The sequence below is a fragment of the Roseovarius sp. CAU 1744 genome (genome assembly GCF_039839345.1).
Taxonomy (GTDB): Bacteria; Pseudomonadota; Alphaproteobacteria; order Rhodobacterales; family Rhodobacteraceae; genus Roseovarius.
In genome coordinates, this window is the sequence record NZ_JBDOQV010000011.1 from 1 (window position 1) to 12,916 (window position 12,916).

Annotated in this window: 12 protein-coding genes; 7 read left to right on the forward strand and 5 right to left on the reverse strand. The window is 62.7% G+C overall.

Annotated features, from left to right (window positions below):
* Together AAFO92_RS19745 and AAFO92_RS19750 are read right to left on the reverse strand one after the other, a co-directional pair.
* A partial coding sequence (locus AAFO92_RS19745) for a GTP-binding protein (RefSeq protein WP_347533359.1) occupies positions 1–122 on the reverse strand: 122 nt, incomplete at its 3' end.
* Positions 123–234: 112 nt separating this feature from the next.
* Complete coding sequence (locus AAFO92_RS19750) at positions 235–981, reverse strand: hypothetical protein (protein WP_347538141.1); 747 nt, start codon at positions 979–981, stop codon at positions 235–237.
* Between the two features lie 112 nt (positions 982–1,093).
* On the opposite strand from AAFO92_RS19750, the gene AAFO92_RS19755 reads away from it, so the two are divergent.
* Positions 1,094–2,458, forward strand: a complete 1,365-nt coding sequence (locus AAFO92_RS19755) for a cytochrome P450 (RefSeq protein WP_347538142.1) — start codon at positions 1,094–1,096, stop codon at positions 2,456–2,458.
* On the opposite strand, the gene AAFO92_RS19760 is transcribed toward AAFO92_RS19755, so the two are convergent.
* From AAFO92_RS19760 to parC, 3 genes are all read right to left on the reverse strand, one after another.
* The gene (locus AAFO92_RS19760; RefSeq protein WP_347538143.1) at positions 2,455–3,576 is read right to left on the reverse strand and encodes a M48 family metallopeptidase; all 1,122 of its coding nucleotides are present in this window, start codon (positions 3,574–3,576) and stop codon (positions 2,455–2,457) included. The genes AAFO92_RS19755 and AAFO92_RS19760 overlap by 4 nt on opposite strands.
* Positions 3,576–4,775 carry a DUF898 family protein gene (locus AAFO92_RS19765; RefSeq protein WP_347538144.1) on the reverse strand — a complete coding sequence of 400 codons (1,200 nt, stop codon included), beginning with the start codon at positions 4,773–4,775 and terminating at the stop codon, positions 3,576–3,578. Before AAFO92_RS19765 ends, AAFO92_RS19760 begins: the two co-directional genes overlap by 1 nt.
* A 101-nt stretch (positions 4,776–4,876) precedes the next feature.
* Positions 4,877–7,180 (reverse strand): DNA topoisomerase IV subunit A, encoded by a 2,304-nt coding sequence (gene parC / locus AAFO92_RS19770; RefSeq protein WP_347538146.1) that lies wholly within the window; start codon positions 7,178–7,180, stop codon positions 4,877–4,879.
* 139 nt (positions 7,181–7,319) lie between these two features.
* Here parC and AAFO92_RS19775 point away from each other — a divergent pair, with 139 nt between their 5' ends.
* The 6 genes from AAFO92_RS19775 (at position 7,320) to AAFO92_RS19800 (ending at position 12,759) form a co-directional block, all read left to right on the forward strand.
* Entirely contained in the window at positions 7,320–7,922 is a 603-nt protein-coding gene (locus tag AAFO92_RS19775) for an SH3 domain-containing protein (protein ID WP_347538148.1), read from the forward strand.
* A 36-nt stretch (positions 7,923–7,958) separates the two neighbouring features.
* Positions 7,959–8,792, forward strand: a complete 834-nt coding sequence (locus AAFO92_RS19780) for an SDR family oxidoreductase (protein WP_347538150.1) — start codon at positions 7,959–7,961, stop codon at positions 8,790–8,792.
* An 80-nt stretch (positions 8,793–8,872) separates the two neighbouring features.
* On the forward strand, positions 8,873–9,079 hold the full coding sequence (locus tag AAFO92_RS19785; protein WP_347538152.1) for a twin transmembrane helix small protein: 207 nt from the start codon (positions 8,873–8,875) through the stop codon (positions 9,077–9,079).
* Positions 9,080–9,083: 4 nt separating this feature from the next.
* Positions 9,084–9,656: a cob(I)yrinic acid a,c-diamide adenosyltransferase gene (locus AAFO92_RS19790; RefSeq protein WP_347538153.1), complete on the forward strand. Its 573-nt coding sequence runs from the start codon at positions 9,084–9,086 to the stop codon at positions 9,654–9,656.
* A 317-nt stretch (positions 9,657–9,973) separates the two neighbouring features.
* On the forward strand, positions 9,974–11,125 hold the full coding sequence (locus AAFO92_RS19795; protein ID WP_347538155.1) for an extracellular solute-binding protein: 1,152 nt from the start codon (positions 9,974–9,976) through the stop codon (positions 11,123–11,125).
* Between the two features lie 32 nt (positions 11,126–11,157).
* Complete coding sequence (locus AAFO92_RS19800; protein ID WP_347538157.1) at positions 11,158–12,759, forward strand: BCCT family transporter; 1,602 nt, start codon at positions 11,158–11,160, stop codon at positions 12,757–12,759.
* Positions 12,760–12,916 lie beyond the last annotated feature (157 nt).

Here is a 12,916-nt window from a genome sequence, read left to right on the forward strand (position 1 = left end):
GCCTTGAAATCACCGAAATACTTCGTGATCGCCGCCGTCAGCGTCGTCTTCCCGTGATCCACGTGACCAATGGTCCCGATGTTCACATGCGGTTTCGAACGATCAAACTTTTCCTTTGCCATGTCTCGAGGCGCCTTGTCTGTTGGGGGGCCCTATCGGCCCGATTGTGTTCTCCGCGCGCCGTTTATTGTCTTGCGCAGGGAAAATCAAGCAGTTCGTGCCGAAACACCCGGATCAGCCATCCTCGTCCAGGGGGGCCACCTCGGGTTCTTCCAGCACCACCGCTGCGGCGGCCGCAGCCGCGGCTGCGTCACTTGAAGCGCCGGGCGCGGCGCCGGCCTCTCCGGCTGGGTCATCGGTAACATCCGCTGTTCCGTCGGAGGCTTCCGTATCCATGACCCGATTGCCAAGAATATCGTTCTTTTCCTTCGCCGGGCGCCCGTCTGCTTCGAACCAGCCATGTTCGTTATTCTGGCTCACCAGCCAGTTTTCCACCAGTTTGGCGGCATTCCGGGTCAGGTTGCGCATCTGCCGTTCCTTGGACTGCGTCAGACCCGACCCCAGAACCGTGCGCCCCGAGACGGATTCGACCACCGTGATCAGCTCCGGCTTTTCGTTCAGCTTGGTCTGGCTGGCGTCGTCCCACGCGGTCACGTTCAGAATCAATGCCGACTTCGGAGATGCCACGACAGGCACGCCCGGAATCGCCAACACATACCCTTCGAGGCTGATACCGATGTGATAGAGCTTGTCGCCGTCATAGCGAGAGAACCGCTCGTCGATCGCCGTTTTCATCACCCCGATCCACTCGCCTTTGCTGGCATCACGCGACGCCGGCCCCTTGGTCAGGTTGGGAGCCACAACGACATTATGGCCCAGGTTGAAATTACCCAGGTAGACCGGCTTTTCCTCCAGATCATCGGGATTGGTGCAGGCCGCCAGCGCCAGGGCGGTCACGATTACGGCTGCCAAACGAAACATTCTCATCCCCTCGACCCTTTTCAACCGGATACCGCAGCACGGGTCGCAGCGCAATGATTTGCCCTGTTGGCCGGTCCTTCCTATATCAGGGATAGCAACGAAAGGTCCGCCGATGTCCGCCGCGCCACTCCCCGTTCATGTACCCCTCGTGACCGAGCCGATGGGCATCTGGCGAAGCCTCCAGGCGGCGCGGCACAACCTGCTCAGCATCATCCCGCAGATTGCCACCAAGCAGCCGATGGTCACCGGCCGCACCGGCAAGCGCTGGCACATGGTCATGGACCCCGAGGCGATCCGCCGGATGCTGCTGGAAAACCTCGACAACTATCCGAAATCCGTGGTCACAAAGAACCTGCTGCGCCCGGCGATCGGCGACAGCCTGTTCATTGCCGAGGGCGCCCATTGGCGATGGCAGAGGCGCACCGCGGCGCCGGTGTTCTCGCATCGCAACGTCCAGAACCTTGCGCCGATCATGGCGGCGGCGGCCGAACGCAGCTGCGACCGCATTGCCGCCGCTGGCCCCCGCGCCATCGACATGGCCGAGGATATGGTCCGCACCACATTCGACGTCATCAGCGAGGTCACGTTTTCCGGCGATGGCGCCTTTGACGGGCAGGCGGTGCACCGGTCCATCGACGCCTATATCGCCGAAGCGGGCAAGATCTCGCTCTTCGACATTCTCGGGTTTCCCGACTGGGTGCCGCGCCCGGGGCGGATGATGACCGGCAAGGCCGTAACCCAGATGAAACGGGTCGCCGACGAGGCGGTGGAGGCGCGCCGGGTGCGCGGCAGCAAAGGGGTGCCGGATCTGCTTGACCTTCTGCTGGCCGGCGAGGACCCTGAAACCAGGCGACGGATGAATACGGCCGAGCTGCGCGACAACCTTCTGACCTTTATCGTGGCAGGGCATGAAACCACGGCGCTGACGCTGGCCTGGTCGCTCTATCTCTGTGCCTTCGACCCCGACGTACAGGACCGCGCCCGCGCCGAGGCGCAATCGGTTCTTCAGGGTCGGACCGCCACCGGCGAGGATGTGGCCGAGCTTCCGTTCATCCGGATGATCGCCGACGAGGCGCTGCGGCTCTACCCGCCCGCCGCGATGATCTCGCGCACCGCGCAGGCGGCGGATACGCTCTGCGGGCGCGAGGTGAAGGCGGGGGATACGGTCATCATCCCGATCTACGCGCTGCATCGGAACGAGCGCTTGTGGGACGACGCAAATTCTTTCCGGCCCGAGCGTTTTGCGGATCGCAAGACGATTGAACGCTACGCATACCTGCCGTTCGGCGATGGCCCACGCATCTGCATCGGCGCCAGCTTTGCCCTTCAGGAGGCGGTGATCATCCTGGCGACGCTGCTGTCACGTTACCGGTTTACCCGCGTCGAAGGCCGCGACCCCGACCCGGTGATGATCCTGACGCTGCGGCCCGAAGGCGGCGTCTGGCTGGAAGCGGAGCCGGTCAGCCCGGCAGGTTAGCCGCAGATGTTCTTGAGCGCCTGCCATTCGGCCGGGCTGAGCGCCGGTGTGGCATTGTCGTTGCGCGCAGCGTTGTCACGCGCTCTTTGCGCCCTTGCTGCGCTGGCGGGGTGGGTGGCGAAATAGGCCGCGACTTCGGGCAGGCCGCCCTCCAGCTTCTCGAGCTTTTCGAAGAATTCCGCCATGCCGGAGCTGTCGATGTCGGCGGCGTTCAGCATATCCAGCGCGAAACCGTCCGCATCGGCTTCGGCCTCGCGGGTATAGCTGGCCCGCAAGAGCTGCTCACCCAGAAGCGCGGCGATGGTGCCGCCGCTGAAATCCCCCAGAACCATCGAAAGCAGGCCCGCCGACCCGACCGTTCGCAGGGCGTGGCGGGTGGGGTCGCGGCGCTCGACATGGCCGATCTCATGGGCAAGCACCGCGGCAACCGTGTCAGGGCCGGATGCCTGATCGAGCAATCCACGCATGATGATGACCTGCCCCCCCGGCGCCGCAAAGGCGTTCAGCATCGGGTGGTCGAACACGGTCACGTCCAGATCGTATTCAAGCGTCTGGTCGGCGGTGAGCCGCGTCAGCATCTTGTCCAGTGCCGCCTGCCCCTCCGGTCCCTCGCAATGCAGATCACCCAGATCGGTCGCGCCAAGCGCGCGTTCGATCTGCAGCGTGATCGATTTTCCGAACGCGATCTCCTTTTCCACCGGGATAAGATCGGCCAGCGTATCGGCCATGCGCGGCAGGATCACGAACAGCATCAGCAGAACCGCCGCCGTTGCCAGCGTGGCATAGCGGATCACCCTGCCCCATGTGCCGCGCGAGACATCCCGGCGGTGCAGATCCGGGCAAAGCCGCCTGATCCGGGCATTCATCTCGCCATCGCGCAGGGTCAGGCGGGCGGGTTCGCGCGGGGATTCGTCACCCTCTTCGCTGAATAGGGTGACAGTCAGGCCATCGACACCCGGTTGATCCGCAAGCGCGCGCAACCGGTCCAGCGGCCAGTGTTGGGGCTGCGGCAGCGTCGCGCCAGTCAGCACCAGCGTCGCGTCATTCTCGATCCTGACCTCAACCTTGTGGCGCGCGGCGGACTGGCCGTCAAAATAGCTGCCCGCCGCGACCGTCATCAGATGGCGCCCCCGACATCCAGCGCATCGGCAAAGCCCTCTGCATCGGCGCCGCTGTCCATGGCCCGCTGATGGATGGCGTCCAGCGCGTCCGCATTTTCGACAGCCGTTGATGATACGATATGGTCGATGATCGGCTGGGTGATCCAGACCAATGACAGAGCCGATGCAATGACAAGCGCCGCCAAATAGAGGATCGCGGTCAGTGCGACGGCGGCCAGACCCGCTCCGGCCGAACCGGTCAGCGCTGCCGGACTCATCATTGCTGTCGCGATCAGGCCGGCAACGAACAGCAACGCGCCGGTGGCGAGACCGACCAGAAGGCCGCCAATGAGGACATGCCCGACAACGGTCGAGGTCTGCGGATCGGCGCGGAAGCTGATGCTGCCGTCAAGCACCTTGTGGCCGGTCAGATAGGTAAAGGACTGAACCCGGTAGGAGACAAGGCCGATCATGCCCCAGATATACCCGACGACGAAGAAAACTCCGCCGATACCCGGCGAGTTCGTGGTCGCCACCAGAACAACGGCCAGTACGATGATCAGGGCACCGATAAAGAGATGCTTCATCGCCGGATAAAGTTCCTGCCACCGCCCCTGCTGTTCGAACCGCGCGGTGCCGTACCAGCTGCGGTCGGTCATGTATTTTTCAAGGTAAAAGGTCTGGCGCGGCAGCAGCAGCCCCAGGGTCAGGATGGTCAGCAGCCAGTGCCCGATCGCGCGCAGCGCATAGCCCCAGGCGGCCGGTTCGGCGCCAAAACGCACCCCCCGCCAGCGGGTGCGGGCCAGTTTGTAGCGGCGCGCCCGGTACTGCGCAAAGAATATCAGGGGCACGACCGCGAAGAAGCTGATATAGACCGCCAGCGTCTGCGCCACCGCCTCGGCCATCGTGGTCGGCTGGCTGAACAGGTTCAGGCCGAAATAGAACAGGATCATCTGGATGATGCCCAGGTAGATCGCCAGGATGACCACGGCGACCAGGAAACCCAGCAGCTTCTCGATCCCGGTGCCGGTATATTCGAACTTGTCACTGTCGCCGTCGATCGACGACCAGATATATTTGCGAATCCGCGTCTTGGCCCAGAAACGATAGATGCCAAGCGTCACCAGCGTCAGCAACGATGTCACCAGCGCAAGATTGAACAATTCACCCTTGTTACCGGAGTAACGCCCGAAAATATCGCGTGTCGTATCACTCATGATTACCCTTCCTTGATCTTTATACTGTGGCGCCATAGACGATAAGGCCCCGCTCTACCATGGGCTTATCTGGCGCAAATACGATCTCTTTTAGGCAGTTTTCAGGTAAATTTGTTGTCCCGCGGGAACCCGCGCGGCGCCATGCGCCCGGCGCCGGCCCGCTTGCCTGTCCATTCGGCCAGTTCGGTCTCGGTCCGGGTGCGGCCGGCGGGATCAAGCCAGCTCAGCCCCTCGGCCAGCGTGAATGTCGTGGCGTCGCTCAGCCCGCCATCCTTGTATTTCTGCAGCCTGACACCCTTGCCGCGGCCCATCTCGGGCAGTTCCTCAAGCGCAAAGACCAGTACCTTGCGATTTTCGCCGACGCAGGCGATGTGATCGCCACTCACCGGGCGGCAGACCCGCGCATACACACCGTCCTTGACGTTCAGCACCTGCTTGCCCGAACGGGTCTGCGCCAGCACGTCGTCCTCGGGCACGACGAACCCGTCGCCCGCGCTGGACGCCACCAGCAATTTCCGCCCGGGCTGATGGATGAACAGATCGACAATTTCGGCCTCGTTGGGCAGGTCGACCATCAGGCGCAGCGGTTCTCCCATGCCGCGCCCGCCCGGCAGGTTGGCGGCGCTGACCGTGTAGAACCGCCCGTTGCTGCCAAAGGCCAGCAGCCGGTCGGTTGTTTCGGCATGGAACATGAAACGTGGGGCATCGCCATCCTTGAACTTCAGCTCACGGGTCAGGTCGATATGGCCGGTCATCGCCCGGATCCAGCCCATCTGCGAGCAGACGACCGTGATCGGCTCACGGTCGATCATCGCCTCGATCGGCACGTCCTCGACCTCGGCGGCCTCTTCGATCAGCGTGCGGCGCGCGCCGCCCTCGTAATCCTTGCCGAAGGTCTTTTTGACCTCTTTCAGTTGATCCGCGATCGACTGCCATTGCAGGGTCTCGCTGTCCAGCAGGTCCTCAAGCCCGGCACGTTCCTCCATCAGCTCGGCCTGTTCGCGCAGCAATTCCATCTCTTCCAGCCGCCGCAAACTGCGCAGCCGCATGTTGAGGATCGACTCGGCCTGAAGTTCCGAGAGTTCGCCCTCGCCCGGGGCGGGTGGCACATAATCGACCTCATCGCGGGCGCGGACATGGGTTTTCGACCAATCCTCGCGCATCAGCGCCGCCTTGGGATCGTCATCGTAGCGGATGATGTCGATCACCCGGTCGAGATTGAGGAAGGCCACGACCAGCCCTTCCAGCACTTCCAGCCGGTGGTCGATCTTCTCCATCCGGTGTTTCGACCGGCGGATCAGCACCTCCTGTCGGAAATCCAGGAAGGCGCGCAGCACTTCCTTCATGCTGCAGACCTTGGGCGTGACCCCGTCGATCAGCACGTTCATGTTCAGCGAGAACCGCACCTCGAGATCCGAGTTGCGATAAAGCATCCCCATCAGCACTTCGGGGTCCACGTTCTTGGACCGCGGCTCGAGGATCAGGCGGATGTCCTCGGCGCTCTCATCCCGCACATCGCCCAGGATCGGCACCTTCTTGGTCTGGATCAGCTCTGCGATCTTCTCGATCAGCTTGGATTTCTGCACCTGGTAGGGGATTTCGGTGACAACGATCTGCCACTGGCCGCGGCCAAGGTCCTCGACCTCGTAGCGGCAGCGCAGCCGGAAAGAGCCGCGCCCGGTGCGATAGGCCTGCGCGATGTTCTCGGCCGGTTCCACGACGATCCCGCCAGTGGGGAAATCGGGGCCGGGCACATAATTCAGCAGCGTGTCGTCGCGGGCATCCGGCGTGCGGATCAGATGCAGGCAAGCATCGCACAACTCGGCAATGTTATGCGGCGGAATGTTGGTGGCCATGCCCACGGCGATGCCGCTGGCGCCGTTGGCCAGCAGGTTCGGGAAGGTCGCCGGCAGCACCACCGGCTCGGTCAGCGTGCCGTCGTAATTGTCGCGGAAATCGACCGCGTTCTCGTTCAGCCCGTCCAGCAGCGCCTCGGCCACGGCGGTCATCCGTGCCTCGGTATAGCGGCTGGCGGCGGGGTTGTCGCCGTCGATATTGCCGAAGTTCCCCTGCCCGTCCACCAGCGGGTAGCGCACGGCGAAATCCTGAGCCAGCCGCGCCATCGCGTCATAGATCGCCGCATCGCCGTGCGGGTGATAGTTACCCATCACGTCACCGCTGATCTTGGCGGATTTGCGGAACCCCCCGGTAGAGCTCAACCGCAATTCGCGCATGGCATAGAGGATGCGGCGATGCACCGGCTTCAGCCCATCGCGCGCATCGGGCAGGGCCCGGTGCATGATCGTGCTCAGCGCGTAGGTCAGGTACCTCTCGCCGATGGCACGGCGCAGGGGTTCCGAAACCGTTTCAGGGCCGATATTGGGGTCATCCAGCAAATCGCTCATAGATGCTGTGTACCCAAGGCGGATTTGCCCGTAAAGCGGGTTGCATGGGAAAGTTTTCCGCTTTTCCCATGAATTTCACCGGCAGATCGTATATGATGACAACGTGCTTGACGTGGTATGGTAAACAGGGGTCGCGCAGATGTGGCGCTTTATTCTGATAACTTTCGCCTTTCTTGGCTGGTCTTTCTATGTACTCAGCGGCGGGGCCGATTACGAACCGGGCTTGCAGTCGTTGCAGGCACGCGCGGAGCTGAACGACCTGCGCCCGCTGGCGCGCCCGGCAGCGGAAGACGTGGCGCAGGCGCCCGGGGTGACAGAGGCGGCCGATGAGACCACCGAGGTAACACGGGCATTGTCCAGCCTGGATGATCTGGAACTGTCCAAGGACGGCCCTGCCGACGTGACGCTCGCCGCCCTGCAAAGCGATGCGACATCTGAGCCGGAATTCGAGGCCGATACGCAGAAGGTCGACACGCTGACCCGGTCGCCTGACATCGCCACCGATACCGCGACCATCGACGAACAGGCATCGCCGGCACAGGATCTGCGACGCGTAACCGGCACGGTCGTGAACATGCGCGACGGCCCCAGCACCTTCTACCTTGCAATCGGCAAACTCAGGAAGGGTGCCCAGGTCGAGGTGCTGGAAAACTCCGGCGACGGTTGGTTGAAAATCCGGGCAACCGATAGCGGGCAAGAGGGCTGGATGGCCGATTGGCTGGTCAGCAGCGCCGCAAACTGATTGCAACGCGGCACTCCTCGGGCCAATGTCCGGTTCATGACGCAGAAATCCATCCTTATCACCGGTTGCTCGTCGGGCATCGGTTACGACGCCGCCCATGCGCTCAGAACGCGGGGCTGGCGCGTCTTCGCCGCCTGCCGCAAGCAGTCTGATTGCGACCGGCTGATCGCCGAAGGGCTGGAAAGCCCGCTACTGGATTACCAGGACGAGGCCACCATTTCCGCGGCCGTGGCGCAGGTGCTCGATGCCACGGGCGGCACGCTGGACGCGCTCTTCAACAACGGCGCCTTCGGCTGTCCGGGCGCCGTCGAAGACCTGCCAAGCGATGCGCTGCGCGACATCTTCGAGGCGAATTTCTTTGGCTGGCACGAGCTGACGCGCCAGGTGATCCCGGTCATGCGGGCTCAGGGCCATGGGCGGATCGTGCAATGCTCGTCTGTGCTGGGGTTTGTCACCCTGCCCTGGCGCGGCGCTTATAACAGTACGAAATATGCGCTTGAGGGGCTTACCGACACGCTGCGGATCGAAATGAGAGGAACCGGGGTTCAGGTCGCCCTGATCGAACCCGGCCCGGTCACATCCAAAATCCGCGTCAATTCGATCCCGCATTTCGAACGCTGGATCGACTGGGAAAATTCCCCGCGTGCCGATCAGTACCGCAACCGTCTGCTCAAACGGCTGTATGAACATGACGGCACCAAGGACCGTTTCGAGTTGCCCGCCTCGGCGGTGTCGAACAAGCTTGTCCACGCCCTCGAATCGCCGCGCCCGCGCGCACGGTACTATGTCACCACACCCACCTACATGATGGGCACGCTAAGGCGCATTCTGCCAACCCGCGCGCTGGACTGGGTGCTGTCGAAAAGCTGACCTGCGTCACCATTGCCATTTTGCTTTTCCCGCCGCGCCGACTACATGTGCAGACAGATTCGCTGTAAAGGACAGACCAGATGGCCGACGACCCGCTCTTTTACATCGTGGCAGTGGCCTGCCTGGCGGTTGCCGGCATCCTGCTGTTTGGCATTCTGACCTTCGGCAGGGGCGGGGAGTTCAACCGCAAACACGCCAACAAGATCATGCGTTGGCGCATCGGCGCGCAATTCGTCGCGGTTCTGCTTATTCTGCTGTTCGTGTTCATCCGCAGGCAGGGAGGGTAACGACATGGTCGTCCTGAACAAGATCTACACGCGCACCGGTGATGCCGGTGAAACCGCGCTTGGCAATGGCGACCGGGTGGCCAAACACTCGGCCCGCGTCAGTGCCTACGGCACCACGGACGAGGTCAACGCGACGGTCGGTTTGGCGCGTCTTCACGCGTCGGGCGACGTTGATGCGGCACTGGCCCGGATCCAGAACGATCTTTTCGACCTTGGCGCCGATCTGTGCCGCCCGGACATGGACAAGGATGCCGAGGCCGAGTACCCGCCCCTGCGCATGAGCGACGCCCAGGTCGACCGGCTCGAGGCGGAGATCGACGTGATGAACAAGGCGCTGGAACCGCTCCGGAGCTTCATCCTGCCGGGTGGCTCAGAACTGGCCGCCTATCTGCATCTTTGCCGCACCGTGTCCCGCCGGGCCGAGCGGCTGACGGTCGAACTGGCCGGCGCCGAGCCGGTGAACCCGGCGGCGGTCAAATACCTGAACCGCCTCAGCGACTGGTTTTTCTGCGCGGCCCGCATGGCCAATAATGACGGCAAGGACGACGTTTTGTGGGTTCCTGGCGCGAACCGCTGACAGCGGGGGACCGTCCGGGGGACGGACCGGCGCCGGGTAGGACAAAGCCCCGGCCCGTCAGGCCGGGAGCGCAACATCCACTGTCCTCAACGGCGCTGCCTTCACCCGATAATTCGCATCAGCCCCTCAGATAGTGTCGGTTTCTCTCGATTTTGAGTCGATTCCTGCGGCAGTAAAGCGCCGGTTCCAATTCAAGCTCCACTGAAGGCAGCTTCAGTTATTCTGAAATGACCGCCGGCAATAACATCCACCCTGCTCTGCCCCCGCGGTCTGAGCGGAGGCAAATTCTGGATGACGCAGAAACAAGGGAGGACCAAATGAAATTTATTCGCGACCTGTTGCCTGTACGGGCAGGAGTGCTCTGCTCGGCCCTGGCAATCGCGGCACCACCGGTAGCCGTCCATGCACAGAGCACGGCCGGGCTTGATTCGGCGCCCCCGGAAATCACCTTCACGTCCTGGACCGGCCCCTATATGCGCAGCCAGATGCTGGGCTTCGTGCGTCCCTATGAACGGGAAACACGCTCGCGGGTCCATGTCGCGCATTATAACGGCGGCATCGACGAGATCCGCGACCAGGTGGAATCCGCCAATGTGATCTGGGACGTGGTGGACCTGACGCAGGCCGATTCACTGCGGGCCTGCAATGAAGGTCTTCTCGAGGATCTTTCCGACATCTCCCTGCCTGCCGGCGCCGACGGCACCCCCGCCAAAGATGATTTCGTCGAAGGCGCACTGAACGATTGCGGCGTGGGCGTGATCGTCTGGGGCACGGCATTCGCCTATAAGAACGACGCTTTCGACGGAAAGACGCCGGCAACCATCAACGATTTCTTCGACACCGACAATTTCCCCGGGGCACGTGCGATCCGCAACGATCCCACCGTGATCATGGAATGGGCGCTGATGGCCGACGGCGTGGCGCGCGAAGATGTCTATGCGACGCTGGAAACCGACGAGGGGGTCGAGCGCGCATTCGAGAAGATGAACGCGATCAGGGCCGGTCTGCAGACCTGGCAGGCGGGCCGTGAACCGGTGCGGATGCTGAACGCGGGTGAGGTCACGATGTCGATGATCTGGGCCACGACCGGTGTCGTCGCCTCGCGCGAGGAGGGCGCGGATTTCACCGTCAACATGGATGGCCGGGTGATCGAACTGGATCTGTTCGGCATCCCCAAGGGCAGCCGCTACGTGGAGGCCGCCAAGGATTTCATCCGCTATGCCAGCAGCACCAATTCGCTGGCCAACATGGTGGGTTTCCTGCCAAACGGACCCACGCGCAAATCGTCCCTGTCCCGGCTGTCGGACGACACGCTGCAGCAAATCCCCAACGGCCCCGCCTACGAGGACAAGCTGCATATCATGTCGGACGCGCAATGGTGGGCAGAAAACCACGCCCGCCTGGAAGAACAGTTTGACATCTGGTTGTCCGCCGGTGCCCGCAGGGGTGCCTCGGGTACGGTCCGCTGAGCGGCATGAACGGGACAGAGAGGTAACAAGAAATGAGTGACCAAACCACAATCAAACCCGACACCCTTGTCGCCAAATCCGGGCTGTTCGCCGGGATGAACCCGCTGATGGGGATCTTGTCGATGGTCATGATCATCGGCTTCGTGGTCTATACGATCATGGATGTCGAACGCTCCAGCGAGGTCTTCGCGGCGGGCAAGGATTTCATCATCGGTACGATGGACTGGTTCTATGTCATCGTCGTCAACGTCGCGCTTTTCTTCGTCTTCTGGCTGCTTGTCAGCCGGTTCGGCGACGTGAAGCTGGGCAAGGATGACGACGAACCCGATTTTTCGACCTTCTCCTGGATCTGCATGCTGTTCAGTGCGGGGCTGGGCTCGGGCCTGATCTACTGGGGTGTGGCCGAGCCGATGTACCACATCCAGGGCAGCCCATTCATGGAACGCGCCGGTGCCGAGGCGGGCAGCGTGGACGCGGCGATTGCCGCGGTCACGGTGACCAATTTCCACTGGGGGTTTCATGGTTGGGGGCTCTATGTGCTGGTCGGGCTGAGCCTTGCCTATTTCTCGTATCGGCGTGACCTGCCGCTGACCCTGCGCACGGCGCTCTACCCGGTGCTGAAAGAGCGAGTCTACGGACCCTGGGGCCACATGGTCGACCTGATCGGCGTCTTCGGAACGATCTTTGGCCTGGCAACGTCGCTGGGGCTGGGCGTGACCCCGATCGCCGCCGGCCTGGAAAACCTGGGCTGGATGTCGAATACGCAGACCAACCAGCTGATCCTGGTGGCGATCATCACCTGCCTCGGAACGGCCTCGGCCGCATCGGGTGTGGGCAAGGGCGTGCGTATCCTCAGCGAATGCAACGTCATGGCCTCGATCGGGCTGCTGATCCTGTTCATCGTTCTGGGCCCGACGGCCTTCCTGCTGGGCATCACCATCTCGGGCTTTGGCGATTACCTGTGGAATGTCATCCCGATGGGCTTCTGGATCAACGGCGACCCGGAAAACCAGTGGCAAAGCTGGTGGACCATCTTCTACTGGGGATGGTGGATCGCATGGTGCCCGTTCGTGGGCCTGTTCATCGCCCGCGTGTCCAAGGGGCGCACCATCCGGCAGTTCTGCTTCTGCGTGCTGCTGATCCCGACTTCGGTGGTGATGCTGTGGATGGGCGTGTTTGGCGGGGCTGCCGCCGGTGTCGACCTTTTCTATAACGCAGGCGTCGTGGATGCGGTCAACGATGATTACGCCAGGGGCGTGTTCCAGACGGTGGCCGGGTTCGGTTATGACTTTCTGACCTACCCGATCACGGTTCTGATAACGATCCTGCTGATCTCGTGGTTCGTCACCTCCTCGGACTCGGGCACGCTGGTGATGTGCACGATGCTGTCGATGGGCGACGAACATCCGCCGGTCAAGTTCCGCGTCTTCTGGGGGCTGACCGCGGGGATCGTCGCGGGTGTCCTGATGCTGGCCGGCGGGCTGAGCGCCCTGCAGACCGCGTCAATCGTCGCCGGCCTGCCGATTGCGGTGATCCTGCTCTTCATGGTCTACGGCATCGTCAAGTCGCTTTACGAAGATCACCCGGTGCCGGATGTCGAGGACAAGTTTGACCTGGAGTTCCTGAACCGCTGACCTGGCGGGGACGGCTATCAAATCACCAAGGGGCGGTTGCGGCCGCCCCTTTTCTTTTTCCCCCTGCAGGTACGCGCGGCAGGAATTTCGCTGCAAACGGCAACATTCCTGCAAAATTCTCATGTTCATACCGGAAACGCGACGTCGCAAGACGCAA

Excerpts from the sequence above, each read along its gene's own strand:
- AAFO92_RS19755 (WP_347538142.1), top strand. The coding sequence starts at position 1,094 with ATGTCCGCCGCGCCACTCCCCGTTCATGTACCCCTCGTGACCGAGCCG.
- AAFO92_RS19760 (WP_347538143.1), bottom strand. The coding sequence starts at position 3,576 with ATGACGGTCGCGGCGGGCAGCTATTTTGACGGCCAGTCCGCCGCGCGC.
- AAFO92_RS19785 (WP_347538152.1), top strand. The coding sequence starts at position 8,873 with ATGGCCGACGACCCGCTCTTTTACATCGTGGCAGTGGCCTGCCTGGCG.
- AAFO92_RS19750 (WP_347538141.1), bottom strand. The coding sequence starts at position 981 with ATGTTTCGTTTGGCAGCCGTAATCGTGACCGCCCTGGCGCTGGCGGCC.
- AAFO92_RS19790 (WP_347538153.1), top strand. The coding sequence starts at position 9,084 with ATGGTCGTCCTGAACAAGATCTACACGCGCACCGGTGATGCCGGTGAA.
- AAFO92_RS19775 (WP_347538148.1), top strand. The coding sequence starts at position 7,320 with ATGTGGCGCTTTATTCTGATAACTTTCGCCTTTCTTGGCTGGTCTTTC.
- AAFO92_RS19765 (WP_347538144.1), bottom strand. The coding sequence starts at position 4,775 with ATGAGTGATACGACACGCGATATTTTCGGGCGTTACTCCGGTAACAAG.
- AAFO92_RS19800 (WP_347538157.1), top strand. The coding sequence starts at position 11,158 with ATGAGTGACCAAACCACAATCAAACCCGACACCCTTGTCGCCAAATCC.
- parC (WP_347538146.1), bottom strand. The coding sequence starts at position 7,180 with ATGAGCGATTTGCTGGATGACCCCAATATCGGCCCTGAAACGGTTTCG.
- AAFO92_RS19780 (WP_347538150.1), top strand. The coding sequence starts at position 7,959 with ATGACGCAGAAATCCATCCTTATCACCGGTTGCTCGTCGGGCATCGGT.
- AAFO92_RS19795 (WP_347538155.1), top strand. The coding sequence starts at position 9,974 with ATGAAATTTATTCGCGACCTGTTGCCTGTACGGGCAGGAGTGCTCTGC.